Below are 24,600 nucleotides of genomic sequence, written 5' to 3'. Positions count from 1 at the left end.
ACGGAACGAGGGCGCGCCTCAGCGCTTGCAGGGCTTGCCCATGAACGAGCCGCAGTCATAGGGCTGCGACAGCGCCGCCCGAACCGAATAGTCCTTGCCTTCGAACTGGTCGATGATGTCGTCGATGCGCCAGCCGTCGTTCTCCCGCACCATCCTGAACTGGACGGTGACGGGCTTGCCGAAGCTGCGGAAGCTGGCAACGACCGTCGCCTTGCCCGGCGCGACGGGGATAGTGTCCAGGGTCAGTTTCTTGATCTCGCCGTCCTGACCGTTGAGGAAGGGATCGGCGCCGATCTGGCCCATATCGCCGCTCTCCTCCTGGTAGAGGTCGTCGCGGGCAAAGAGCGCGGCAAGCTCCCGGCTCATCAGCCTGTCGCGATGCGGCGGACGCCAGGCGGGCTTGCCGGTTCCCTTCAGCGTCTTGATGGTGATGGCGTAGGCCTCTGAGACCGGCCCGCGCGGCGAGACATCGTCCGCTCGCACCGGGGAGGCCGATATGGCGATCTGCCCGGAAAGCGCGAGCGCCAGGGCCAGCGCCTTGCCTCTGCCTATCACGCCTCGTCCTCCTCATCGCCGAACAACCCGAACTGCGCCGTATCGCGCTTGGGCTCGGCCATGCCGAGATGCCGGAAAGCATGCGCGGTCAAAAGGCGCCCGCGCGGTGTGCGCTGCAGGAAGCCCTGCTGCAGCAGGAAGGGCTCGATGATCTCCTCGATCGCGTCGCGCGGCTCGGAGAGCGCCGCCGCGATGGTCTCGATGCCGACCGGACCGCCGCCGAAGTTCACAGCGACCATTGTGAGATAGCGCCTGTCCATCAGGTCGAGGCCGATCCCGTCGACTTCGAGGAGGCTGAGCGCCTTGTCGGCGACCTTGCGAGTGACGATCGCATCGCCGTCGACGATCGCGAAGTCGCGCACACGTCGCAGCAGGCGTCCCGCTATTCGCGGCGTCCCGCGGGACCGGCGCGCGATCTCGTTGGCGCCGTCATCCGACATCGGCACGCCGAGCACCCGCGCGCCGCGCGCGACGATGCCCTGCAATTCCTCGACCGTGTAAAACTGCAGCCGGACCGGAATGCCGAAGCGGTCGCGCAACGGCGTCGTCAGCAAACCGGCCCGCGTCGTCGCGCCGACCAAAGTGAACTTCGGCAGGTCGATCTTGACCGAGCGCGCCGCCGGCCCCTCGCCGATGATCAGGTCGAGCTGGTAGTCCTCCATCGCCGGATAGAGGATTTCCTCGACGGCCGGATTGAGCCGGTGGATCTCGTCGATGAAGAGCACGTCGCGCTCTTCGAGATTGGTGAGCTGAGCCGCAAGGTCGCCGGCCTTGGCGATCACCGGTCCCGAGGTCGAGCGGAAATTGACGCCGAGCTCGCGCGCCACGATCTGCGCCAACGTCGTCTTGCCGAGGCCGGGCGGCCCGACGAACAGGACATGGTCGAGCGCATCGCCGCGGGTGCGTGCGGCATTGATGAAGACCTGCAGATTCGCCCGCGCCGCCGCCTGGCCGGTGAAATCGGCGAGCGAAAGCGGCCGCAGCGAGCTCTCGCTGTCGTCGTCGCGACGCTCGGGCGTCACCAATCGCCGGGGTTCACTCACAACGCGATCTCCAATTCGAGCGCGTCGCGCACGGGCAGGCCCTGATAGCCGGTCTTGATGATCGTCGGGATCACCGAGCGATAGGCATCGATCGCCTCGACATAAAGCCCCGAGAAGCGGAATCCGAGCTTCTGGTAGAATGCCAGGCCCGGCATGTTGTCATTGGTCAGCATGGCCCGCAGCCTGACGGCGCCGCGCGCCTTCGCCGCCGCCTTGACCGCATCGAGCAGCCGCTCCGCCGCGCCTTCGCCGGGCTTCAGCGCATGCAGCGCGCAGAGCACGGCCGTGTCGCCGTCGGGAGCCCAGCTCGCCAGTGCCAGCGGCTCGCCGGCGGCCGTGAACAGTCCGAGCAGCGGAATCTCGGCGCAGTCATAGGTCTTCAGCCCGATCATCATGCGATGCGAGCCCCAATGCCGCATCATCAGCGCCAGGAAGGCGCTCTTGTCCTCGATCTCGCGGACCAGTTCCGGCGGACGGCTCATTTCGCCAGTTCCTTCAGGCCGAGCCGGATCAGCTGCGCGGTTCCGGCGCCCTCCCCGGCGGCCCGCGAAGCGGCCGCGACCGCGGCCACGGCCTGCGCCTGCGGATAACCGAGATTGGCCAGGGCCGAGACCGCATCGGCGACCGGCTGCGGCAGCCGCTTGTCGTCGAGCGCGCCAGCGAGCTCGGCGACGCCGGCATCGATATGGCCGAAGGCCGGAGCCTTGTCCTTGAGCTCGGCGCAGATCCGCTGCGCCAGCTTCGGCCCGACGCCGGATGCGCGGGCCACCGCCGCCTTGTCGCCGGTCGCGATCGCCGTCGCCAGCGCCCCGGGCTCGAGCGTCGAGAGGATCGCCAGCGCGACCTTGGCGCCGACGCCCTGCACCGTCTGCATCAGGCGGAACCAGTCGCGCTCGGTATCGGACAGGAAGCCGTAGAGCCGGATCGCATCCTCGCGGACATGCGTCTCGATCGAGAGCGCCGCAGCCTCGCCGGTCTTGGGCAGACGCTGCAAAGTGCGCGACGAGCACTGCACGACATAGCCGACGCCCTGAACGTCGACGATGACGAAGTCCTCGCCATACGAATCGATGAGGCCCTTTAGCTTTCCGATCATGCATCCTGTTAGCATGATCGCCCCTTCCAGCCAGCGCGGATCATTCGCGGCGATCATGCGTTCTCCACCAGGAGTGGGGGGCGCCAAGTGCTGAAGAAGAAGTGCTGACGAAGAAGAGGGACCTGCGGACCGGCCGCTCGGTCTGGCAGGAGAAGCGGGCGCCTTCCGTGCCGGGCTGGGAGCTTGCTGGCGATGCGGACGCCGATGTCGTGGTGATAGGCGCCGGCATCTCGGGCGCCATGGTCGCCGATGCGCTGAGCGAAGCCGGACTGGGCGTGCTGATCGTCGACCGGCGCGGCCCGGTCCGTGGCTCGACCGTCGCCAGCACCGCCCTCCTCCAATACGAGATCGACCAGCCCCTGACCAAGCTCTCCCGCCAGATCGGCGAGGAGGCGGCGATCCGGGCCTGGCGGCGCTCGCGGCTGGCTCTGGACGGGCTTTGCGCCCGCATCCGCGCCCTGTCGCTCGCACCGATGCGCAAGCGCGATTCGCTCTACCTCGCCGGCAACCTGCTCGACGCCGAGGCCCTGTCCCGCGAGGGCGAGGCGCGCCGCCGCGCCGGATTCGAGACCGCCTTCCTCGGCACCGCCGCGCTCAAGGAACGCTTCGGCATCGGGCGCCGGGCCGCCCTGCTCGGCTACGACAATATCGAGGTCGATCCGCGCGCCCTCGCCGCCGCGTTCCTGCGCATCGCGATCGCCCGCGGCGCGCGGCTCGCCAGCCCGGTCGAGATCGTCGACCTCGATGCCAGGCCGCGTTCCGTCGTCCTGCGTACGAAGGCCGGCACACGCATAAGCAGCCGCCATGTCGTGTTCTGCACCGGTTACGAGATCCCGTTCGGGCACGAGCCCAAGGGACATCAGGCGATCTCGACCTGGGCGATCGCCACCGTCCCGCAGCCGCGCCGCCTCTGGCCTGAGCGCTGCTTCATCTGGGAAGCGTCCGAGCCCTATCTCTATCTGCGCACCACGCCCGATGGCCGCGTGATCTGCGGCGGTGAGGACGAGGATTTCGTCGACGAAGAGGCACGCGACCGTCTGATCGAAGCCAAGACTGCGACCTTGCAGAAGAAGCTCGCCAAGCTGCTATCCGGCCTCGACACGCGGGCCGATTTTGCCTGGGCCGGCACCTTCGGCGCCTCCACCACGGGGCTGCCGACGATCGGCGAGATGCCCGGGTTGAAGAATTGCTGGGCAGTGATGGGCTTTGGCGGCAACGGCATCACCTATAGCCGCATCGGCGCCGAGATCGTCCGGGCCGGCCTCACCGGCAAGGGCGATCCGGATGCCGAGCTCTACGCCTACCGGGCCTGATACTTCGCCAGCATCGCGCGGGCGCCGCGGTGCTGGGCATGGCAGATCGCCACCGCCAGCGCATCGGCAGCGTCGGCGCTCTTCGTCTCCGCCTTGGGCAGCAGCACGCGGATCATCGCCTGCACCTGCTTCTTGTCGGCATGGCCGACGCCGACCACCGTCTTCTTGACCAGGTTCGCCGCATATTCGGCGACCTCGAGCCCCGCCAGCGCCGGAACCACCAGCGCGACGCCGCGTGCTTGGCCGAGCTTCAGCGCCGATTGCGGATCGCGGTTGACGAAGGTCTCCTCGACTGCGACCTCGCCCGGCGCATGGGCGGCGATCACGCCGGCGATGCCGTCGTGCAATTGCCGCAGGCGCTCGGCCAGCGTCGCCTTCTGCTCGCTTTCGACGACGCCGCAGGCGATGAAGCTGAGCTTGGTCCCCTCGCTGAGAATGACGCCCCAGCCGGTCTTGCGCAGGCCGGGGTCGATGCCGAGGATGCGAATCGCGTTCATCGGGGCAAACTAGAACCCCGCAGCCTGCGGTGGAACCGCGGCGGGCAATCGATGCCGGGTGATCGATGCTTGCCGCTCATCGCTGCCATCACCGCAACGGGGGTTGATCGCGCCACGGCTTGGGGTGAGGTGAAGGCGTCGCCATCGCATCCGAGGCCATGCTCGAATTCCTCGCCCCCTTCTTTCCCGGTCTCACGGTCTCGGGCATAGCCACACTGCTCTTTGCGACCTTTCTCGGCGGGCTGGTCCGCGGCTTCACCGGCTTCGGCTTCGCCATGGTGTTCATGCCGCTCGCCTCGGTCGTGCTCGGCCCGGTCGCGGCGCTCGGCCTGATCTGGCTGATCGACATGCCCTTCGCCCTGCCACTGGCGGCGCGTTCGGCCAAGCGCGCCGAATGGCGCGAGGTCATCCCTCTGCTCGTCGCGGCGACGCTGACCCTGCCACTCGGCCTCGCTCTGCTGATCTGGCTCGACCAGACGACGATGCGCTGGCTCCTGGCCGCGCTCATACTCGGCACCGTCGCGCTGCTGGCATCCGGCTGGCGCTATCATGGCCAGCCGGGCATTCCGCTCTCGCTCGGCGTCGGCGCCTTGTCCGGGCTTTGCAACGGGCTCGCCAGCATCGGCGGCATGCCGCTAGCCGTGTTCTGGCTCGGTGCCCAGCGCAACGACCGGCACAAGACGCGCGCCAACATGCAGACCTATTTCGGCCTGGGCACCATCGTCAGCGGCACCATCCTCTGGATCAAGGGCATCCTCAGCGCCGCTGGTCTGCTGATGGCGCTGCCGCTCTTCCTGATCTATGGCGCCGGCCTCTGGATCGGCACCCACGCCTTCGGGCTCGCATCGGAGCAGACCTTCCGGCGCATCGCCTATCTGACAATCTTCGCCAGCGCGATCGTCGGCCTGCCGCTCTGGGATGGGTGGCTCGGGCGATAATACGCGACAGCCGTCATGCTCGCCCTTGTGGCGAGCATCCACGTCTTGAACACCACTCTGCGTAAAGGAAGACGTGGATGGTCGGGACGAGCCCGACCATGACCCAATCCAGCTGTCCGGCCTCAGCCGCTGAGCTTGGCCATCACATCGTCGGCGATCTCGAAATTGGCGAAGACGTTCTGGACGTCGTCGTCATTGTCGAGCGCCTCCATCAGCCGCATCATCGACGCCGCCTTCTCCTCGTCGAGCGGGGCCGTCGTCGTCGGCCGCCAGACCGGCTTGGCCGAGGCAGGCGCGCCGAGGGCAGCTTCCAGGGCCTTGGAGACCTCGTTGAGCGCATCGAAGGCGCACAGGATGGTGTGGCCGTTCTCGTCGCTGATCACGTCGTCGGCGCCGGCCTCGATCGCGGCCTCCATCACCTTGTCGGCATCGCCTGCCTCGACGGGGTAGCTGATCTCGCCGACCCGGTTGAACATGAACGAGACCGAGTTGCTCTCGCCCATCGCCCCGCCGGACTTGGTGAAGTAGGAGCGCACCGCCGAGGCCGTACGGTTGCGGTTGTCGGTCAGCGCCTCGACGATGACGGCCGCGCCGCCCGGGCCGTAGCCTTCGTAGCGGACCTCGTCATAGTTCTCGCCCTCGCCGCCGATCGCCTTCTTGATCGCGCGCTCGATATTGTCCTTCGGCATATTTTCAGCGCGCGCCGCCAGCACGGCCATGCGCAGGCGCGGGTTCATGTTCGGATCGGGCATGCCCATCTTGGCGGCGACGGTGATTTCACGGGCCAGCTTCGAGAACAGCTTGGAACGCACCGCGTCCTGCTTGCCCTTGCGGTGCATGATGTTCTTGAACTGGGAATGCCCGGCCATGGCTTGGTCGCCTCCGCTCTGATCGTTGCGGCAGCCCGGCGCCGCGCGCAGGGGCGGGTTATAGTCAGCCGGATCGGCAGGAAGCAAGCGCGCAACACTGCTTTTTCGCGTTGGCTCACTGCCTTTCGCGCGCGCTTAAGCCTTTGTTTTCGAACTCCTCGCAATGTCCTCGCGAACCTGTCAGCCCATCGCCGAGATCCCAAGAAGTTGCGTATGAGCAACGCCATCGCCCAGCACGACGCGCGTCTGCGCACCTTCCGCATCGACGAATACGACCTTGCCTTGCTGCACGGCCAGCGTGACTTCGCACGGGAGCGCATGCCCGGGCTGCTGCAAGGGCTGCACGACCGTTTCGAAGCTTGGCCCGAGATCCACCGCGCGATGCAGCAGCCGGAGGTCCATGCGCTGCGGCTGGCCCATTGGATCAGGCTGGTCTCGGGCGAGCTCGACGACGATTTCCTGGCATCCGCACGTACGCTCGCCACCGCCTTCCATGACCATGGCGTTCCCGTCCATGGCGTCGCCATCTGCCATGCCATCGTCGGCAATGCGATCGGCGCCGAGCTCGGACTGCAGCGCGACGGCCTCGGCCGCCTGCGCTTCTGGCAACGCAAGGAACTCAACCGGCGCATCGCCCTGCGCGCCGCGCTGCTGAAGGCCATCCAGTTCGACCTGGAACTGCTGCTCGAGACCTACACGCTCGTGCAGAAGCAGAGCCGCGAGACGTCCCAGACTGAGATCGCCGCGTTCGAGGTTACGGTCCGCGACGTCGTCGCTTCGGTCGCCGGCAGCGCCCGCGTGATCGAGACGCTTGCCCGGACCATGAACGACACCGTGCAGGAGACCGGAATGCAGGCCCTCGCAGCAGCCAGCGCCTCGGATGCGGCCTCGGAGAATGTCCGCAACGTCGCCAACGCCGCCGAGGAGCTGTCGATCTCGCTCCGGCACATCGCGGCGGAGGTCACCGGCGCCACGACCAAGACCCATGATGCCAGCGCCGCGGCGCAGACGACCGAGGTCATCGTCAAAAGCCTGGCGCAGTCGGCCGAAACCATCGGCTCGATCGTCGACCTGATCCGCGACATCGCCGAGCAGACCAACCTGCTCGCCCTCAACGCCACCATCGAGGCCGCCCGCGCCGGCGAGGCCGGCCGCGGCTTCGCCGTCGTCGCTCAGGAGGTCAAGCTGCTCTCGGAGCGCACCGGCAAGGCGACGGACGAAATCGCCGCCCAGGTTCCGACGATGCGGGCCCATAGCCGCGAGGCCATCCTCGCCATCGAGAGCATCGCCGGCTTCGTCTCCGGCATGGACCAGACGACCCTGACCATCGCGAGCACCATCGAGCAGCAGCGCGCCGCGACCGAGGAGATCGCCCGCAGCGTCAGCTTCGCCGCGCAGGGAACCCAGGAGGTCGCCCATACCATCGGCGCGGTCAACGAATCGGCCCAGGCGGCCGGTGCCAGCGTCGGCGATGTGCTCGGCGTCGCCCAGTCGCTGACCCGCCAGGCCGAGGGACTGGCCGATGCCTTCGAGAACCTGACGCGTCGCAGCCGCGCAGCCTGAGCTTCGGCTCCAGCCACCTCGCGGCGTCACCTGCCTGTCAATCGCTCCGGCTAGCTTGCAACCGTTCCAATCGGAAGCAAGCTTAGAGCATGGAGAGCCGGTGATGGGCGACGATGCGCAATATGAATCGACCTTCGGCGCGAGCTTGCTCGAGCACGAGGACGCCGCCCCCCAGAACCCGACCGACAACCCGACGATGGGTGAGCTGATCGGCCAGCGCTTCTCGCGGCGCGGCTTGCTCAAGGGCGCGCTCGCCGTCTCGGCGATCTCGGCGACTGTCGGGACCGCGGCGCTGGCGACTGCCGAACGGGCGGAAGCGCGCGGCGCCGAAGGCTCGGCCTTCGCCTTCAAGGAGGTCGAGGCCGGTGTCGATACCGACCATCATGTCGCTGAGGGTTACGACGCCGATGTCCTGCTGCGCTGGGGCGACCCGCTCTTTCCCGACGCGCCGCAGTTCGATCCCACCAAACAGACGCCTGAGGCCCAGGCCAGGCAGTTCGGCTACAACAACGACTTCGTCGGCTACCTGCCCCTGCCCGGCGCGGCTGACCCGTCCGCGCATGGCGTGCTCTTCGTCAATCACGAATACACCAACCCGCATCTGATGTTCCCCGGCGTCGTCGAGATCAAGGACGGCAAGCCGGTGATGAAGAACGCGACCAGGGAGCGCTACGCGATCGAGGCGATGGCCCATGGCGCGACCGTCGCCGAGATCCGCCGGACCGACGGAAAATGGGCGCTGGTCAAGGATTCAAAGCTCAACCGCCGGATCACGGTGGCGACCGAGATGCAGCTTTCCGGCCCCGTCGCCGGCACTGAGCGCGTCAGGACCAAGGCCGACGCCTCGGGCCGCAAGGTTTTCGGCACGCTCAACAACTGCGCGGGCGCGATGACGCCCTGGGGCACCTTCGTCTCCGGCGAGGAGAATTTTCACGGCTATTTCTCCGGCAAGCTGCCGGAAGGCCATCGCGAGGAGGCCAATTACAAGCGCCTCGCCATCCCCTCCTCACCCTATGCCTGGGGCCGCTTCGAAGAGCGCTTCGACCTCGCCAGCGAGCCCAACGAAGCCAACCGCTTCGGCTGGATCGTCGAGGTCGATCCCTTCGACCCGAACTCGGTGCCGAAGAAGCGCACCGCGCTCGGCCGCTTCAAGCATGAGGGCGCCGACAACATCGTCGCCAAGGATGGCCGCGTCGTCGCCTATCTCGGCGATGATGAGCGCTTCGACTATGTCTACAAGTTCGTCACCGCCGGCCGCTTCGACCCCGCGAACCGCGCCGCCAACATGGACCTGCTCGATTCCGGCACGCTCCATGTCGCGAAGTTTGCGGCTGACGGCACGCTCGAATGGCTGCCGCTGGTCTTCGGTGAGGGGCCGCTCACCACGGCCAACGGCTTCACCAGCCAGGCCGACGTGCTGATCGAGACCCGCCGCGCCGGCGACCTGCTCGGCGCCACCAAGATGGACCGGCCGGAGGACATCACGCCCGACGGCGTCAACGGCCGCGTCTATGTGATGCTGACCAACAATACCAGCCGCAAGGACGATCAGGTCGACGCCGCCAATCCGCGTGCCAAGAACGCCTTCGGGCACATCATCGAGATCATCGAGGATGGCGGGGACTTCACCGCGACCAGGGGCAAATGGGAAGTGCTGCTGAAATGCGGCGATCCTTCCATCGCCGCGGTCGGAGCGAGCTTCTCGACCGAGACCAGTAAGAATGGCTGGTTCGGCATGCCCGACAACGCCGTGGTCGATTCGGCCGGGCGCCTCTGGGTCGCGACCGACGGCAACGGCCCCAAGGAAACCGGCCGCACCGACGGTCTCTGGGCGGTCGACACCGAAGGCGCGGCACGCCGCACCTCAAAACTGTTCTACCGCGTGCCGCACGGCGCCGAGCTCTGCGGCCCCTGCTTCACGCCCGACGACACCACCGCCTTCGTCGCGGTCCAGCACCCCGGCGACGACGGCCCGGACTGGCCGGAATTCGGCCGCCGTTCCTATTACGAGGACCTCTCGACCCGCTGGCCGGACTTCAAGCCGGACATGCCGGTGCGCCCCTCGGTCGTGGCGATCACCCGCAATGGCGGCGGCAAGATCGGCGTCTGATCCTATCCGTGCCTTGCCGGTCAGTTCAGCAGGAAGGCGAGCCGGTCATCGGCTCGTCCGGCAGCAATCTCGAGGACATCGGCGCTGACGACATCCTCGGCGACGAAGGGGTCATCCCGCAGGCGCGCATCGAGTTCTTCGCGTGACAGCTTGTGCGCGAGGACCATGCCGCCGCCTCCCGACTTCAGGCTGCCCGTCAGCAGGAAGACGCCATCATCGAAGCCGCGCCTGATCCAGTCGTTATGGGCCGGCATCAGGGCCGCAGCACGAGACTTGTTGGCGGAGAAGCGGAGCGCGACGACGAACATAGGGCTACCTTTCCGGCGAATGGCTCAGGTCGATGAAGCGGCGTTTTCGAGTGGTTCGAGCGCCCGCAGCCAGGCCGACATCGCTTCGACCTCCTGCTGGATGAAGGCCTCGTCGCGAAAGGCGGTCGCCAGCGTCGCGATGCCCTGGCTGCGCATCAGCACATGCATCGCCAGCCTGTCCGCTTCGGCCGCACAGCCGAGCGCCGCGAACTGCGAGGCGAGCCAGTCCCGGAACAGGGTGAATATCTCGGCCGCGTGCTGCTGAGCGTCATGGTCGAGCTTCGCAAGCTCGTTGCAGAGCGTGCCGACCGGACAGCCATGGCGCATGATCTTGGCGCGGTTGGCAGTCAACATGCCGATGAAGCAGCGGATGCGCTCGCGCGGCGTCCCGGCCTCACCCTGCCAGTGCTCCAGCATGCCCCGCGTCCGATCCAGCCGCAGCGCGATCACGGCCGCGAGGATCTCGTCCTTCGTTCTGAAATGATAATAGAAGTTCCCGCGGGAAATGCCGACGGCCGCCGCTATGTCCGCAAAGGCGGTCGCCTCGTAGCCGCGCTCATAGAAGAGCTGGTCGGCTGCATCGACGATCTGCTGCCTCGTTGCGGCTGCCCTCACCCCGGCCCTCCCCGCTATCCCTGTGGACCGTCAAACCTATTAGGTCATCCATCCTAAATCTTGATTAGGACAGATGACCTAGATGGTCAAGACACAGGCGGCCGCCAAAGCAAAAACGCCGCCGGGAAACCCGGCGGCGCTGGAAATGGGGGCTGCTGCGGCAATGCAGCAGCCGAAGGGCTTGCAGCTGAGCTCAGGCCGCCTTCTTGGCGCCGAAGGTCGGGTCGAGTTCGCCCTTGGCGTAGCGCTTGGCCATGTCGGCCAGCGTGATGACGCGCTTGATCTTCGAGGCCTGGCCGGCGGTGTTGAACTCTTCCAGGCGCTGCTTGCAGAGCTTGGTCATCGCTTCCATGGCCGGCTTCAGATACTTGCGCGGATCGAACTCGCCGGGGTTCTCGGACAGGATCTTGCGGATCTGCCCGGTCATCGCCATCCGGTTGTCGGTGTCGATGTTGATCTTGCGCACGCCGTGCTTGATGCCGCGCTGGATCTCCTCGACCGGGACGCCCCAGGTCTGGGGCATCTTGCCGCCATACTGGTTGATGATGTCCTGCAGGTCCTGCGGCACCGAGGAGGAGCCGTGCATGACGAGATGCATGTTCGGCAGCTTCTTGTGGATCTCTTCGATGACGTGCATCGCGAGGATCGCGCCGTCGGGCTTGCGGGTGAACTTGTAGGCGCCGTGCGAGGTGCCCATGGCGATGGCCAGCGCATCGACCTTGGTCTCGGCGACGAACTTCACGGCCTCGTCCGGGTTGGTCAGGAGCTGGTCATGGCTGAGCTTGCCCTCGAAGCCGTGGCCGTCCTCCTTCTCGCCTTCGCCGCTTTCGAGCGAGCCGAGCACGCCGAGCTCGCCCTCGACGGAAATGCCACCTAGATGGGACATCTCGGTCACCGTCTTGGTCACGCCGACATTGTAGTCCCAGTCGCCCGGCGTCTTGCCGTCGGCCTTGAGCGAGCCGTCCATCATCACCGAGGTGAAGCCGGCCTGGATCGCGGTCATGCAGGTCGCGGGCTCGTTGCCGTGGTCCAGATGCACGCAGACCGGGATATGCGGATAGATCTCGGTGACGGCGTCCATCATGTGCTTGAGCATGATGTCGTTGGCGTAGGAGCGCGCCCCGCGCGAAGCCTGGATGATCACCGGAGCGTCGGTGGCGTCCGCAGCCGCCATGATCGCCAGCGCCTGCTCCATGTTGTTGATGTTGAAGGCCGGAACGCCGTAGTCGTTCTCGGCGGCATGGTCGAGCAATTGGCGAAGCGTAATACGGGCCACGATGATCCTCCGGTTGGACTCTGCTTTATCCGGAGGGTTTAGAATCGAACTGTGGCGGACGCAAAGCGAAAGGCGCCGAAAGTGTGAATCCCGCTCAGCGACCGCGTGCTTCGAGCGCCGCGACGCGCTCTTCAATCGCGGCCAGTTCCTCGGCGAAGTTGCCGGTGATCGACTTCGCCATGACGAGCAGGCCGGCAGTATCGCGCCGCTGCTTGCGGACGAGCTCGTCGAGCCCTTCGAACCGAGCCTCCACATGAGTGAAGCGCTCGTTCACCTCGGTCCGGAACGAGCCGAGGTCAGCCTGAATCTTCTTCAGGATCTCGAACATGGCCGTCTGCACATTCTCGCTCATCGCAAGGCGGCTCCAGCGGAATCGTCGTGACATCGTGCCTTGAAAGGCGAAGGGCGATGCGGCCCGTCCGACGGGCCAGCCCCTCGCCGGCGTTCACACACGCCATCGAGAGAACATAGCATAAACAACGCCCGTCGCAACGGCGCTCAATCGAACCAGCGTCGGTAGACCGCCTCGCCCATTCCCCTCGTCATGGCAGTCACGAGGAAAGCAGCGCCGCCAATCACCAGCCAGCGCGGCCCCTGCCAGCCGGCCACGTCCGCCGTGACGAGGACCGCCAGCGTGGCCGCGATGGCGAGCAGGACATGGACGCCCCCGATGACGAGGTGGCGCTTCACCGCGCCCGCAGCGCCTCGACGCCCGGCAGGGCCTTGCCTTCCATCCATTCGAGGAAGGCACCGCCCGCGGTCGAGACATAGGTCAGGTCGTCGGCCACGCCGGCATGGTTCATCGCCGCGATCGTATCGCCGCCGCCGGCGACCGCGACGAGCCGGTTGGTCCGGGCGCGCTCGGCCACCGCCTTGGCGACCGTCACCGTCGCCGTGTCGAAGGGCGGCAATTCGAAAGCGCCGAACGGGCCGTTCCAGACCACGGTCTTGGCCTTGTCGAGCCGCAGCACGACCTCGGCGACGCTGAGCGGGCCGGCATCGAGGATCATCTCGTCATCGGCGACCTCGCCGATCGAGACGACGCGGTGGCCGGGATTGGCCTTGAACTCGCGCGCCACCAGCGCATCGACCGGCAGAACGATCTCGCAACCCGCCGCCTTGGCCTTCTCCTCGATCTCGCGGGCGGTCGCGACGAGATCGTGCTCGCAGAGCGACTTGCCGACATTGACGCCGCGCGCCGCCAGGAAGGTGTTGGCCATGCCGCCACCGATGACCAGCACATCGACCTTCTTGACGAGATTGCCGAGCAGCTCGAGCTTGGTCGAGACCTTGGCGCCGCCGACGATCGCCATCACCGGCCGCGCCGGGCTGTCGAGGCCGGCCGAGAGCGCCTCGAGCTCGGCCTGCATGGTACGGCCGGCATAGGCCGGCAGCACATGTGCCAGACCTTCGGTCGAGGCGTGCGCCCGGTGCGCCGCCGAGAAGGCGTCATTGACATAGAGATCGCCATTGGCGGCGAGCGCCTTGACGAACTCCGGATCGTTCTTCTCGTCACCGGCGTGGAAGCGCGTGTTCTCGAGCAGCAGCACCTCGCCGTTCTTGGCAGCCGCGACCGCCTTGGCGACATCCTCGCCGATGCAGTCGCCGACGAAGATCACCGGCTGGCCGAGCGCATGGGCGAGCGCCGGCACCACCTGCCTGAGGCTGTTCTTCTCGTCGCGGCCCTTGGGACGGCCGAAATGCGCGAGCAGGATGACCTTGCCGCCCTTCTCGGAGATCTCGCGGATCGTCGGCAGCACCCGCTCGATCCGTGTCGCGTCGGTGACCTTGCCGTCTTCCATCGGCACGTTGAGGTCGACGCGGACGAGAACGCGCTTCCCTGCGAGGTCGGCGTCGTCGAGGGTGCGGAAAGCGGGCATCGCGGTCTCTTCTGAAGGTCGGGGCGTGGGCAGCGTCAGCGCGGCAGGATCGGCGGCAGGATGCCGGGGACACCGCTCTTCAGCACGATCACGGTGAGGATCACCGTCAGGATCGCGGTCACGATGCCGGTCAGCAGCAGCGCACCGAAGCGCGGCGTCGCGTTGACGCGCTGGCGCAGCGTCGAAAGCTCGACGCGCAGCCCGGCGAAATCCATGGTGCCGGCAGCGAGGTCGACCTTCTGGGCGCTGCGCTCGAGCGAAGCCTCGGCGCGCGTCAGAACGGCCTCGTAGCGGGCGAACTTCTCCTCGATCCGGGCCGCCTTCTCCTCGATCCGCGAAAGCTGGTCGAGCTTGCGCGGGTCGCTGGCGACGGCCGGTTCGACGGCCTTGATCTCGGCGGCGCGGGCCGCGGCGGCCTCCGCCATGGTCGGGGCGGGAGGAATGATCGCCTCGGGAGCGGGCGACGGGTTCGCGACGGTAGGCTCGATCTTGTTCATGGGCTCTGGCTTTCCCGTTCGTGAAAGTGGAATGGCCGCGCCGGGCGCGGCCATTCAGGGACCCTTCTGGGTCAGATCAGCTTGGCCATGGCGACGGCGGTGTCGCTCATCCGGTTCGAGAAGCCCCACTCGTTGTCGTACCAGGTGAGGATGCGGACGAACTTCTCGTCCATCACCTTGGTCTGGTCGAGCGCGAAGGTCGACGAGGCCGGGTCATGGTTGAAGTCCATGGAGACGTTCGGCTGGTCGGTGACGGCCAGGATGCCCTTCAGCGGCCCGCGCTTGCTGGCCTTGATGATGGCTTCGTTGATCTTCTCGACCGTAGTCTTGCGCTTCGCCATGAACTTGAAGTCGACGACCGAGACGTTCGGCGTCGGCACGCGGATCGAGGTGCCGTCGAGGCGGCCCTTCAGCTCGGGGATGACGAGGCCGATGGCCTTGGCGGCGCCGGTCGAGGTCGGGATCATCGAGAGCGCCGCGGCACGGGCCCGGTAGAGATCCTTGTGCATGGTGTCGAGCGTCGGCTGGTCGCCGGTATAGGCATGGATCGTGGTCATGAAGCCCTTGTCGATGCCGACCGCGTCCTGCAGCACGCGCACGACCGGCGCGAGGCAGTTGGTGGTGCACGAGGCGTTCGAGACGACGAGGTGGTCCTTGGTCAGTTCGCCATGGTTGACGCCATAGACCACGGTGAGGTCGGCGCCGTCGCAGGGAGCCGAGACCAGCACGCGCTTGGCGCCAGCGGCGAGGTGGGCGGCCGCCTTCTCCTTGGTGGTGAAGATGCCGGTGCACTCAAGCGCGATGTCGACGCCGAGGGCCTTGTGCGGCAGGTCCTTGGGGTCGCGCACGGCGGTGACCTTGATCGGCCCGCGGCCGACATCGATCGTGTCGCCGGAGACGGTCACCGTGCCGGGGAAGCGGCCATGCACCGAATCGAAGCGGAAGAGATGGGCGTTGGTCTCGACCGGGCCGAGATCGTTGATCGCCACGACCTCGATGTCCTTGCGCTTCGACTCGATGATCGCACGCAGAACGTTGCGCCCGATGCGGCCGAAGCCGTTGATCGCCACCTTGACCGTCATCTCAATCCTCTCCTTCGCCATTCGGCGGCGCAGCCAGCGCCATTAGTGCGGGCAAATCGGCCAAACCATGGCAGATCCATGGTCTGGCCACAGAAACTCAGGCGTTATGGCGCTTGATCGCGGCTTCCGCCACTGCTTCCGGCGTAATGCCGAAATGCGCGTAGACCTGCTTGTAGGGGCCGCTGGCGCCGAAGGAGGACATGCCGACGAAGCCGCCATCGGCCCCGACCACGGCGTCCCAGCCGAAGCGGACCGCGGCCTCGACCGCGATCTTGACCGGCGCCTCGCCGATGATCGCCGCCTTCACCGCCTCGTCCTGCTCCAGGAGCAGCTCGAGCGAGGGCACCGAGACGACGCGGGCGCGCACACCCTTCTCGGCCAGGAGCTTGCGCGCCGCGACAGCGATCTCGAGCTCGGAGCCCGAGGCGAAGAGCGAGACCTGCGCCTTGCCGCCCTCGGCTGCGAGCAGCTCGTAGCCACCCTTCGCCGAACGGTTGGTCGCCGTGCCGTCCTGGCGCAGCGGCGCGAGGTTCTGGCGCGAAAGGGCGAGCACGGTCGGCCCGTCGGTACGCTCCAGCGCGATCTGCCAGGCTTCGGCAGTCTCGATCGCGTCGGCCGGGCGCAGCACGCGCATGTTCGGCATGGCGCGCAGCGAGGCGAGATGCTCGACCGGCTGGTGGGTCGGCCCGTCCTCGCCGAGGCCGATCGAGTCGTGCGTCATCACGTAGACGACAGGCAGCCCCATCAGCGCAGCGAGGCGCATCGCCGGGCGCGCATAGTCGGCGAAGACCAGGAAGGTGCCGCCGGCAGTGCGGAAGCCGCCATGCAGGGTGATGCCGTTCATCGCCGCAGCCATGGCGTGCTCGCGGATGCCGTAGCGGATGTAACGGCCCTTCGGGGTCTTCGGGGTGAAGTCCTCGAGGCCCTTGGCCTTGGTGTTGTTCGACGGCGTCAGGTCGGCCGAGCCGGAAACCAGCTCGGGCATCACCGGCACGATCGCATCGAGCGCCAGCTCCGAGGCCTTGCGGGTCGCGACCGCCTGCGGATTGGCGGCGAGCGCCTTCTTGTGAGCGGCAAGCGCCTTACCGAGCTTGGCCGGCGGGGTCAGGCCGAGACGGCGTTCGAACTCGCCGCGCTTGCGCTCGGAGAGGCCGGCGAGCAGGCCCTGCCATTCCTTGTGGGCCGCGGCGCCGGCGGCGCCGAGACCACGCCAGGCCTTGAGCACGTCGGCGGCGACCTCGAACGGGCCGCTGGTGATGCCGAGCGCCTTCTTGGCGGCGGCGAGTTCCTCAGGCCCGAGCGGCTCGCCATGCGCCTTGGAGGTGCCGGCCTTCTTCGGCGCGCCGAAGCCGATCACCGTCTTGCAGGCGATCATCGTCGGCTTGTTGGACTTCTGGGCCCGGCGGATCGCGGCTTCGATCGCGTCGGGATCATGGCCGTCGACGCGCTCGGACTTCCAGCCGCAGGCCTTGAAGCGCGCGACCTGGTCGACCGAATCGGAAATCGAGAGCGGCCCGTCGATCGAAATGCCGTTATCGTCCCAGAGCACGATCAGCTTGTTCAGCTTGTGATGGCCGGCGAGCGCGATCGCTTCCTGGCTGATGCCCTCCATCAGGTCACCGTCGGAGGCGAGCACATAGGTCTTGTGGTCGACCAGCTTCTTGCCGAACTCGGCGGCGAGCATGCGCTCGGCCATCGCCATGCCGACGGCGGTGGCGAGCCCCTGGCCGAGCGGGCCGGTGGTGGTCTCGACGCCCTTGGTCATGAAGTTCTCGGGGTGGCCCGGGGTCTTCGATTCGAGCTGGCGGAACTTCTTGAGGTCATCGAGCTCGAGGCCGCCCGTCCCGGTCAGGTAGAGCAGCGCGTAGATCAGCATCGAGCCATGGCCGGCCGAGAGCACGAAGCGGTCGCGGTCGGGCCAGGTCGGCGCGGCCGCGTCGTACTTCATGATGCGCGAGAACAGCACCGCCGCGATGTCGGCTGCGCCCATCGGCAGGCCGGGATGGCCGGACTTGGCCTGCTCGACACCGTCCATCGAGAGCGAGCGAATGGCGTTGGCGAGCCGCTCATGTTGGGCGCGGTCGATCGCTTGCATCGTCATTGGCTCACTCCGGGGGATGGGGCATCCGCTCACGCGTGAAAACAGGCCGGCGAGCGGGAAACGGTTGCAGAAAAAGGCGCGCGTTCGATAGGCCCTCGCCGCGAGCGGTGTCAATTCGCTCCGGAGAGGCGATTTCGGCGCAATCCACCGCTCCTCGCGGGAAACATCACCCGCCCTCTTCCGGCAAATCCTGTGAATCGCCCAGCCGTTCAGAGCCTTAGGGATGGTTCGTAGCGCAGGCCGATCTTTCGGGGTGCGGCGACATGCACTAGGCTCGCGAATCGGATGAGCCGGCTTGACCGGCCTGAAAAGGAAGAAACGTGGCGTCTCCGGCACTGGATCACGCCTTGTCGCGCCTCGAAGGCGCGCTCGGCCAGCTCGAAGCGGCCGCCCGCCGGCGGCTCGAAGCCGAGCGCGGCCGCGCCAATCTCGAAACCGAGCTGACGCTGATGCAGGACGACCGGGCCCGCCTCGCCGTCGAGCTCGACGGCACGATGGCCAAGCTCGGCCATGTCCAGGGCGCCGCCGAGGAGGTCGACCGGCGGCTCGACAAGGCAATGACGGCCCTGCACGAGATGATCGCGCGCACCGAAGCGCCTGAAGACGCCGAGAGCTGAAGAAAGAGCAGGTATGCCGCAGGTGCAGATATGCCCCAGGTGAACGTCACCATAGCCGGCAAGGCCTACAGAATGGCCTGCGGCGAGGGCGAGGAGCCCCATCTGGAGGATCTCGCCCGCATTTATGACGGCAAGATCGAGGAAATGCGCCAGGCCTTCGGCGAGATCGGTGACATGCGCCTGCATGTCATGGCCGCGCTGATGGTCGCCGACGAGGTCAGCGAGTTGCAGAGGAAGGTCGCCAGGCTGGAAGACCATCTCGCCTCGCTGCAGGGCGACGCCGGCTCGGCCGACCAGCGCGCCGGCGAGATCGAGCAGCGCGCGGCCGATGCGCTGGAGGCAGCAGCCGAGCGCATTGAGGGCGTGGCGCGAAGCCTGCTGCCGACCACGGCGGGCTGATCAGGACATCATCGCGAGCAGCAGCGCCGCCTTTGCAATTCCTCAATCATCCCCGACTGAGGCTCGCAGCAGAACGAGTCGATGAAGGCGATGACGATGAGCGACAGGGTCCGGGTGGCAATTCTCCTCGGCGGCAAATCCGCCGAGCACGAGGTCTCGCTGATGTCCGCCGCCAATGTGGTGAAGGCGATCGACAAGGCGGCCTACGATGTCGTGCCAATCCTGATCACCAAGGGCGGCCAGTGGCGCGAGCTCGAACTTGAGAACGGCGTCCTGCCCGATCCCATCCCGCAGGACGGAGCCGAGCTCTGCCTGCTGCCGGGCGGAGGTGGACGCCTGCTGCGCCTGCAGGACGGCGCCGCGCCGCAGGCCCTGCCGAAGATCGACGTGCTTTTCCCCGTGCTGCACGGCCTCGACGGCGAGGACGGCTCGGTCCAGGGGCTGGCGGCCGTCGCCGGCGTTCCGCTCGCCGGCTGCGGCATCGTCGGCTCGGCCAATGCGCTCGACAAGGACATCGCAAAGCGGCTGCTGCGCGAGGCCGGGCTCGGCGTCGCCCGCTCGCTCACCGTCCGGCTGGGCGAGATGCTGAGCTTCGATCAGGCGACGGAAGCCCTCGGCCTGCCGCTCTTCGTCAAGCCGGCGCGGCAGGGCTCCTCGGTCGGCGTCAGCAAGGCGACGACTGCTGAGGGCTTCGCCGTGGCGCTGGCCGAGGCCTTCCGCTACGACCGCGTCGTCCTCGTCGAGGAATTCATCGAAGGCCGCGAGATCGAGCTCAGCGTCCTCGAGCAGGCCGACGGCGAGACCATCGTCTCGCTGCCGGGCGAGATCGCCGCCGCCGCGAGCCACGGCTTCTACACCTATGAGGCGAAGTACATCGACGAGGACGGCGCCCGCGTCGAGGTGCCCGCCAATCTGCCGCCGGAGACGATCGCGAACCTCCAGGCCCTGGCCAAGCGCGCGTTCTACGCGCTCGGCTGCGACGGCATGGCCCGCGTCGACTTCTTCCTGCGGCCGGACGGCAGCGCGCTGGTCAACGAGATCAACACCATCCCCGGCTTCACCGACATCAGCATGTTCCCGAAGGCGCTCGCCGCCAGCGGCGTCGCCTATCCCGACCTGATCGACCGCGTGATCCGCCACGGGCTGGCGCGGGGAGCGTGAGGCGCACCGGTCTCGGAAGGCCTCTCCCGTCATCCCGGACAAGCGGCGAAGCCGCGCCGATCCGGGATCCATTCCCGAGCTTCGCCGAAAGAGGTTCCGGAATGGGTCCCGGGTCTCCCTTCGGTCGCCCGGGACGACACGAGCGCCTGACTCGCGACCGCCTCGCCACACGAATTTCTCTGCGCCGACGGCCAAACCCTCTGGCGCTTTGCCGGCATGCGCCTTACCTTGTCCGGGCGGGGCTGCCTGGTGCGTGAGAGTCATGTATTCCCGGGCCCATACGACTCCCTAGGGAGCTGTCCCTGACTGGGTCCCTGGACCCGGACACACGGCGCCCACCTACTTTGTAGGTGTCCCGGGATCGAAATCTCCACGGCCGAGGTGGCTCCGCACTCTCCATGACCGAAGCCGCCTCCCCCGCCCCCTCCCCCCGCAAGGCTGCCCTGCGTGCCGAGGCCCTGGCCCGGCGCGACGCGCTCGAGCTCGACGACCGGCTGATCTGGGACGAGGCGATCACCGAGCGCGTTCTGGCCCTGCCCGCCTTCTCGCAGGGCCCGGTCTCGGCCTATTGGCCGATGCGTTCCGAGGCCGATCCGCGCCCGATCCTCGAAGTGTTGCATGAACGCGGCCTGCCGCTCTGCCTGCCGGCGATCGTCGACGGGCGCATGCATTTTCGGCGCTGGGCGCCCTGGGAGCCGATCGTTCCCGGCGGTTTCGGCACGCTGGTGCCTCAGCCCTCGGAAGCTGAGGTCCAGCCGGCGGTGCTGATCGTGCCGCTCGCCGCTTTCGACCGGCGCGGTTTCCGCATCGGCTACGGCAAGGGCTATTACGACCGCGCCATAGCGGAATTGCGCCCGCTCGCCACGGTCGGCATCGGCTATGCCGCACAGGAAATCCCGGCCGTCCCGGACGAGCCGCATGACCGCAGCCTCGACTGGATCGTCACCGAGAGCGAAACCATACGCTGCGCCTGACCCGCTGCACGGTTGATTTGCCGACGCAATCACGGCACTGAAAGCGACCGCTGCTGCCACAGAGACCCCGACAATGCGTCTACTCTTCCTCGGCGACATCGTCGGGCGCGCCGGCCGCCAGGCCGTGCTGGATCGCCTCCCCGGCCTGCGCCAGCGCTGGAACCTCGACTGCGTCGTCATCAACGGCGAGAACGCCGCCGGCGGCTTCGGCATCACCGAGGCGATCTGCGACGAGATCCTCGCCGCGGGGGCCGACGTCATCACCCTCGGCAACCATTCCTGGGACCAGCGCGAGGCGCTGGTCTTCATCGAGCGCCAGCCCCGGCTGATCCGCCCGGCCAATTATCCGCCGGGCACGCCCGGCCGCGGCGCCGCCGTGGTCGAGGCCAGGAACGGCGCCCGCGTGCTCGTCGTCAACGTCATGGGCCGCCTGTTCATGGACCCGCTCGACGATCCCTTCGCCGCGGTCGAGCGCGAGCTGTCCGCCTGCCCGCTGCGCGACGTCGCCGATGCGGTCGTGGTCGATTTCCACGCCGAGGCGACCAGCGAGAAGCTGGCGATGGGCTATTTCCTCGACGGCCGCGCCAGCCTCGTCGTCGGCACCCACACTCATGTCCCGACCGCCGACACCCGCATCCTGCCGGGCGGCACGGCCTATCAGTCCGATGCCGGCATGTGCGGCGACTATGATTCGATCCTCGGCATGCAGAAGGACGAATCCATCCGCCGCTTCCTGCAGAAGACGCCGGGCTCCAGGCTGGAGGCCGCGCTCGGCCAGGGCACGCTCTCCGGCATCGCCGTCGAGACCGACGACGTCAGCGGCCTCGCCAAATCCGTCTCCGCGGTCCGGCTCGGTCCCGAGCTCGATCAGGCCTGGCCGACAGCCTGGGATTCGTAAGGGCCCGCCGATGTCGCAGCTCTTCTCGGCCCTCGTCGCGGTCTTCGTCGGCTATGCGGCCTCGGTCGCGGTGGTGCTGGCGGCGGCGCAGGCACTGGGCGCGACGCCCGGCCAAACCGTCTCCTGGCTCGCCGGCCTCGCCATCGCCAAGGGGCTCGCCAGCCTGATCCTGTCCTGGCAGCACCGCATGCCGATCATCTGCGCCTGGTCGACGCCGGGCGCGGCGCTGATCGCGGCGGCGAGCGGCGTCGACATGGCCTCGGCCGTCGGCGCCTTCCTTGCCGCAGCCGCGCTGATGATGGCGACCGCCGCCTTCCGCCCGCTCGGCGCGCTGGTCGAGCGCATCCCGATGAGCATCGCCGCGGCGATGCTGGCCGGCGTGATCTTCCGCTTCGTCGTCGCCGTCTTCGACGAGATGCGCCTGCAGCCGGCGCTGGTGCTGCCCCTGCTCGTCGTCTTCCTGCTGGCGCGGCTGTGGAACCCGTTCCTCGGCGTCATCGCGGCGCTGGCTGCAGGCCTCACTCTCGCCTTCGCCACGGGCACCGCGACCTTGCCCGCGGGGCCCGTCGCGCTCACCCATATCGAGCTAATCGTCCCGCATCTCGACCTAACGGCGATCCTCGGCATCGGCATACCGCTCTATCTCGTCACCATGGCCGCGCAGAACCTGCCGGGCTTCGCGGTGCTGCGCGCCTCCGGCTATCACCCGCCGACCGCCTCCTGCCTGTTCGTCACCGGGCTGATGTCGTTCCTGACCGCGCCGACCGGCGCGCATATGGTCAACATGGCGGCGATCAGCGCCTCGATCTGCACCGGCGCCGACACCCATCCCGACCCGAAGGAGCGCTGGAAGGCCGGAATCTGGTACGCCCTGTTCTGGCTCGCCATCGCCGCGACCGCCGGCCTCCTGCTGGCACTGATCCTCGCCATGCCGAAGGCGCTGATCGTCGCCGTCGCCGGGCTCGGCCTCGTCGGCTCGCTCACCGGCGCGCTCGGCCAGGCGATGGGCAGCGACAAGGAGCGCTTCGCCGCGGTCGTCACCTTCGCCGTCGCCGCCTCGAGCCTGTCGCTTTTCGGCGTCGGGTCGGCCTTCTGGAGCCTCGTTGCCGGCCTCGCGGTCTTGACATTGGACCACGTCGCGGGCCGTTTGCGCAGCCGATCATGAGCACACAACCGCCCCGCACCCGCCTGATGCTGGTCACGCCCCCGGTCCTCGACCCCGGCGCGATCTCCTTTCGCCTGATGCAGGCCTTCGCCGGCGGCGATGTCGCAGCCGTGCTGCTGCGGCTCGCGCCCGGCGACGAGCGCAGCCTGACCGAACGCGTCAAGGCGCTCGCTCCGTCGGTGCAGGCCCAGAACGTCGCGCTCGTCGTCGAGGCCTCGGCCCAGGTCGCCAGCCGCGGCGGCGCCGATGGCGTCCATATCACCGAGGGCATCGAGGCGATCGCCGAAGCGCGCTCCAGCCTGCGCCAGGAGCGGATCATCGGCGTCGGCGGCCTGCGCTCGCGCCATGACGCCATGGATGCCGGCGAGGCCGGGGTCGACTATGTGATGTTCGGCGAGCCACGCCCGGACGGCTCGCTCCCGCCGCTGCCGGCGGTGGTCGAGCGCGCCTCCTGGTGGGCCGAGATCTTCGAGACGCCCTGCATCGCCTATGCGCCCGATGCCGCCTCCGTGCCGGCGTTGGTCGAAACCGGCGCGGAATTCCTCGCGCTCGGCGAATGGCTCTTCGGCGATGACGTCGACATCCGCGCCGCGGTCGGCGCAGCCGATGCGGCCATCACCGAGTTTGCCGCACGCAAGGGAACCCGATGAGGCTGCGCCTCGCTTTGCTGGGACTGGCTCTCGCCCTGCCGGCCGGCGCGGCGGAGCCCGACCTCGCCTATGGCGCCTATCAGGCCGGCCACTATCGCCGCGCCCAGACGGAAGCAATGAAGCGGCTGGAGGCCAACCCGAACGACGCCGCGGCGATGACCCTGCTCGGCGAGATCTACCGCCAGGGCCTCGGCGTCCGCGACGACGCGGCCGCTGCCGCCGACTGGTACCGGCTCGCCGCCGAGAAAGGCGACGTCAATGCCGTCTTCGGGCTCGCCATGGCGACCCTGGAGGGTCAGGGCGTGGCGCGCGATCCGGCCAAGGCCGGCGTCCTGCTCGAGAAGGCCGCCGCCGCCGGCCACCCCGCCGCGAACTACAATCTCGCCCTCGCCTTGCTCGCTACCGGCAAGCCCGAGGACGACAAGCGCGCCATCGCCAGCCTCGAACTCGCCGCCGATGCCGGCCTCGGCGACGCGATGCATGCCCTCGCGGTGCTCAGCAAGCTCGGCCGCGGCGGCCCCGCCGACGCGCAGAAGGCAGCGCAATGGATGGGCAAGGCCGCCGCCAGCGGCAATCTTGCCGGTCAGGTCGAATACGCGATCATGCTGTTCAACGGCGACGGCGTCGCCAGGGACGAGCGCGCCGCTTCACGACTGTTCATCCGCGCCGCCAACAGAGGCAACGCCATCGCCCAGAACCGGCTGGCCAAGCTCTACCAGTTCGGTCGTACGGTGCCGCCGGACCTCTCCGAGGCCGCGGCCTGGCATCTTGCGGCACGCGCCCAGGGCCTTTCGGATGCGACCCTGGACGAGCTTCTCGAACGGCTTTCGCCGGAGCAGCTCGCCCGCGCCGCCCGCCTCGCCGCCGACCGGATCGAGGCCACGGCCTTGACGACGCCCAGCCAACCGAGCAAGTGACGGCGAAATTCGCGCTGCACCGCCGGCGCCGCCTGCCCCGCTGTTTGATAGCCCACTCCCGTTCTGCCGCGCCCCG

27 protein-coding genes and 1 other RNA gene are annotated in these 24,600 nt (G+C 68.0%); 13 read left to right on the top strand and 15 right to left on the bottom strand.

The features are described 5' to 3' along the window. Window positions 1-18 precede the first annotated feature (18 nt). From AC1REK_RS16700 to ruvA, 4 genes are read right to left on the bottom strand one after another with little or no spacing between them, the layout of a single operon-like run. Window positions 19-555: a DUF3828 domain-containing protein gene (locus AC1REK_RS16700; protein WP_492269176.1), complete on the bottom strand. Its 537-nt coding sequence runs from the start codon at window positions 553-555 to the stop codon at window positions 19-21. Next, window positions 552-1,598 carry a Holliday junction branch migration DNA helicase RuvB gene (gene ruvB / locus AC1REK_RS16695; RefSeq protein ID WP_316017646.1) on the bottom strand — a complete coding sequence of 349 codons (1,047 nt, stop codon included), beginning with the start codon at window positions 1,596-1,598 and terminating at the stop codon, window positions 552-554. Before ruvB ends, AC1REK_RS16700 begins: the two co-directional genes overlap by 4 nt. Next, complete coding sequence (locus AC1REK_RS16690) at window positions 1,595-2,080, bottom strand: GNAT family N-acetyltransferase (RefSeq protein ID WP_492269177.1); 486 nt, start codon at window positions 2,078-2,080, stop codon at window positions 1,595-1,597. The genes ruvB and AC1REK_RS16690 overlap by 4 nt, the downstream gene beginning before the upstream one ends. Then, complete coding sequence (ruvA, locus tag AC1REK_RS16685) at window positions 2,077-2,694, bottom strand: Holliday junction branch migration protein RuvA (protein ID WP_066476085.1); 618 nt, start codon at window positions 2,692-2,694, stop codon at window positions 2,077-2,079. Before ruvA ends, AC1REK_RS16690 begins: the two co-directional genes overlap by 4 nt. A gap of 101 nt (window positions 2,695-2,795) precedes the next feature. Between ruvA and AC1REK_RS16680 the strand changes: the two genes are divergently transcribed. After that, on the top strand, window positions 2,796-4,007 hold the full coding sequence (locus AC1REK_RS16680; RefSeq protein ID WP_492269178.1) for an NAD(P)/FAD-dependent oxidoreductase: 1,212 nt from the start codon (window positions 2,796-2,798) through the stop codon (window positions 4,005-4,007). Here the strand turns inward: AC1REK_RS16680 and ruvC are convergent. After that, window positions 3,995-4,504: a crossover junction endodeoxyribonuclease RuvC gene (ruvC, locus tag AC1REK_RS16675; RefSeq protein WP_492269179.1), complete on the bottom strand. Its 510-nt coding sequence runs from the start codon at window positions 4,502-4,504 to the stop codon at window positions 3,995-3,997. The two genes, AC1REK_RS16680 and ruvC, sit on opposite strands and share 13 nt — an antisense overlap. 158 nt (window positions 4,505-4,662) lie before the next feature. Here ruvC and AC1REK_RS16670 point away from each other — a divergent pair, with 158 nt between their 5' ends. After that, window positions 4,663-5,442 (top strand): TSUP family transporter, encoded by a 780-nt coding sequence (locus AC1REK_RS16670; RefSeq protein WP_492269180.1) that lies wholly within the window; start codon window positions 4,663-4,665, stop codon window positions 5,440-5,442. A 122-nt stretch (window positions 5,443-5,564) separates the two neighbouring features. On the opposite strand, the gene AC1REK_RS16665 is transcribed toward AC1REK_RS16670, so the two are convergent. Beyond that, window positions 5,565-6,311 (bottom strand): YebC/PmpR family DNA-binding transcriptional regulator, encoded by a 747-nt coding sequence (locus tag AC1REK_RS16665; RefSeq protein WP_492269181.1) that lies wholly within the window; start codon window positions 6,309-6,311, stop codon window positions 5,565-5,567. A gap of 213 nt (window positions 6,312-6,524) precedes the next feature. On the opposite strand from AC1REK_RS16665, the gene AC1REK_RS16660 reads away from it, so the two are divergent. Together AC1REK_RS16660 and AC1REK_RS16655 are read left to right on the top strand one after the other, a co-directional pair. Continuing rightward, window positions 6,525-7,874 carry a globin-coupled sensor protein gene (locus AC1REK_RS16660; protein ID WP_316017652.1) on the top strand — a complete coding sequence of 450 codons (1,350 nt, stop codon included), beginning with the start codon at window positions 6,525-6,527 and terminating at the stop codon, window positions 7,872-7,874. Window positions 7,875-7,977: 103 nt separating this feature from the next. After that, window positions 7,978-9,984, top strand: coding sequence for a PhoX family protein (locus tag AC1REK_RS16655; protein ID WP_492269182.1), 2,007 nt, complete (start codon window positions 7,978-7,980; stop codon window positions 9,982-9,984). Between the two features lie 20 nt (window positions 9,985-10,004). On the opposite strand, the gene AC1REK_RS16650 is transcribed toward AC1REK_RS16655, so the two are convergent. From AC1REK_RS16650 to tkt, 9 genes are all read right to left on the bottom strand, one after another. Then, a complete protein-coding gene (locus AC1REK_RS16650) occupies window positions 10,005-10,292 on the bottom strand; it encodes a YciI family protein (RefSeq protein WP_492269183.1) in 288 nt (95 codons plus the stop codon). A 24-nt stretch (window positions 10,293-10,316) separates the two neighbouring features. Continuing rightward, window positions 10,317-10,907, bottom strand: coding sequence for a TetR/AcrR family transcriptional regulator (locus AC1REK_RS16645; protein ID WP_492269184.1), 591 nt, complete (start codon window positions 10,905-10,907; stop codon window positions 10,317-10,319). 193 nt (window positions 10,908-11,100) lie between these two features. Further along, window positions 11,101-12,183 carry a class II fructose-bisphosphate aldolase gene (fba, locus tag AC1REK_RS16640; protein ID WP_291641413.1) on the bottom strand — a complete coding sequence of 361 codons (1,083 nt, stop codon included), beginning with the start codon at window positions 12,181-12,183 and terminating at the stop codon, window positions 11,101-11,103. Between the two features lie 94 nt (window positions 12,184-12,277). Next, window positions 12,278-12,511, bottom strand: a complete 234-nt coding sequence (locus AC1REK_RS16635) for a hypothetical protein (protein WP_492269185.1) — start codon at window positions 12,509-12,511, stop codon at window positions 12,278-12,280. Between the two features lie 170 nt (window positions 12,512-12,681). Continuing rightward, the gene (locus AC1REK_RS16630) at window positions 12,682-12,873 is read right to left on the bottom strand and encodes a hypothetical protein (protein WP_492269186.1); all 192 of its coding nucleotides are present in this window, start codon (window positions 12,871-12,873) and stop codon (window positions 12,682-12,684) included. Next, window positions 12,870-14,063, bottom strand: coding sequence for a phosphoglycerate kinase (locus AC1REK_RS16625; protein WP_492269187.1), 1,194 nt, complete (start codon window positions 14,061-14,063; stop codon window positions 12,870-12,872). The genes AC1REK_RS16630 and AC1REK_RS16625 overlap by 4 nt, the downstream gene beginning before the upstream one ends. A 35-nt stretch (window positions 14,064-14,098) precedes the next feature. Continuing rightward, window positions 14,099-14,560, bottom strand: coding sequence for a hypothetical protein (locus AC1REK_RS16620; RefSeq protein WP_492269188.1), 462 nt, complete (start codon window positions 14,558-14,560; stop codon window positions 14,099-14,101). Window positions 14,561-14,631: 71 nt separating this feature from the next. Then, window positions 14,632-15,642, bottom strand: a complete 1,011-nt coding sequence (gene gap, locus AC1REK_RS16615) for a type I glyceraldehyde-3-phosphate dehydrogenase (protein WP_066476067.1) — start codon at window positions 15,640-15,642, stop codon at window positions 14,632-14,634. A gap of 97 nt (window positions 15,643-15,739) precedes the next feature. Further along, window positions 15,740-17,737 (bottom strand): transketolase, encoded by a 1,998-nt coding sequence (tkt, locus tag AC1REK_RS16610; protein WP_492269533.1) that lies wholly within the window; start codon window positions 17,735-17,737, stop codon window positions 15,740-15,742. A gap of 326 nt (window positions 17,738-18,063) precedes the next feature. Here tkt and AC1REK_RS16605 point away from each other — a divergent pair, with 326 nt between their 5' ends. The 9 genes from AC1REK_RS16605 (at window position 18,064) to AC1REK_RS16565 (ending at window position 24,524) form a co-directional block, all read left to right on the top strand. After that, window positions 18,064-18,360, top strand: a complete 297-nt coding sequence (locus AC1REK_RS16605) for a DUF4164 domain-containing protein (protein WP_327522675.1) — start codon at window positions 18,064-18,066, stop codon at window positions 18,358-18,360. Window positions 18,361-18,390: 30 nt separating this feature from the next. Then, window positions 18,391-18,759, top strand: a complete 369-nt coding sequence (locus tag AC1REK_RS16600) for a cell division protein ZapA (protein ID WP_492269189.1) — start codon at window positions 18,391-18,393, stop codon at window positions 18,757-18,759. A gap of 96 nt (window positions 18,760-18,855) precedes the next feature. Further along, window positions 18,856-19,920 carry a D-alanine--D-alanine ligase family protein gene (locus tag AC1REK_RS16595; RefSeq protein WP_492269190.1) on the top strand — a complete coding sequence of 355 codons (1,065 nt, stop codon included), beginning with the start codon at window positions 18,856-18,858 and terminating at the stop codon, window positions 19,918-19,920. Window positions 19,921-20,156: 236 nt separating this feature from the next. Further along, window positions 20,157-20,312, top strand: a non-coding RNA gene (ssrS, locus tag AC1REK_RS16590) — 6S RNA. 6 nt (window positions 20,313-20,318) lie between these two features. Beyond that, window positions 20,319-20,894, top strand: coding sequence for a 5-formyltetrahydrofolate cyclo-ligase (locus AC1REK_RS16585; RefSeq protein ID WP_492269191.1), 576 nt, complete (start codon window positions 20,319-20,321; stop codon window positions 20,892-20,894). Window positions 20,895-20,967: 73 nt separating this feature from the next. After that, the gene (locus AC1REK_RS16580; RefSeq protein ID WP_316017663.1) at window positions 20,968-21,792 is read left to right on the top strand and encodes a TIGR00282 family metallophosphoesterase; all 825 of its coding nucleotides are present in this window, start codon (window positions 20,968-20,970) and stop codon (window positions 21,790-21,792) included. A gap of 10 nt (window positions 21,793-21,802) precedes the next feature. Continuing rightward, window positions 21,803-22,957 carry a benzoate/H(+) symporter BenE family transporter gene (locus AC1REK_RS16575; protein ID WP_492269192.1) on the top strand — a complete coding sequence of 385 codons (1,155 nt, stop codon included), beginning with the start codon at window positions 21,803-21,805 and terminating at the stop codon, window positions 22,955-22,957. After that, the gene (locus tag AC1REK_RS16570; protein WP_316017665.1) at window positions 22,954-23,607 is read left to right on the top strand and encodes a thiamine phosphate synthase; all 654 of its coding nucleotides are present in this window, start codon (window positions 22,954-22,956) and stop codon (window positions 23,605-23,607) included. The genes AC1REK_RS16575 and AC1REK_RS16570 overlap by 4 nt, the downstream gene beginning before the upstream one ends. Further along, window positions 23,604-24,524, top strand: a complete 921-nt coding sequence (locus AC1REK_RS16565) for a tetratricopeptide repeat protein (RefSeq protein ID WP_492269193.1) — start codon at window positions 23,604-23,606, stop codon at window positions 24,522-24,524. The genes AC1REK_RS16570 and AC1REK_RS16565 overlap by 4 nt, the downstream gene beginning before the upstream one ends. The last annotated feature ends 76 nt before the right edge of the window (window positions 24,525-24,600 follow it).

The organism is Allobosea sp. GW823-FHT02B03, assembly GCF_058797755.1.
This window is presented reverse-complemented; position numbering and strand designations above follow the sequence as displayed.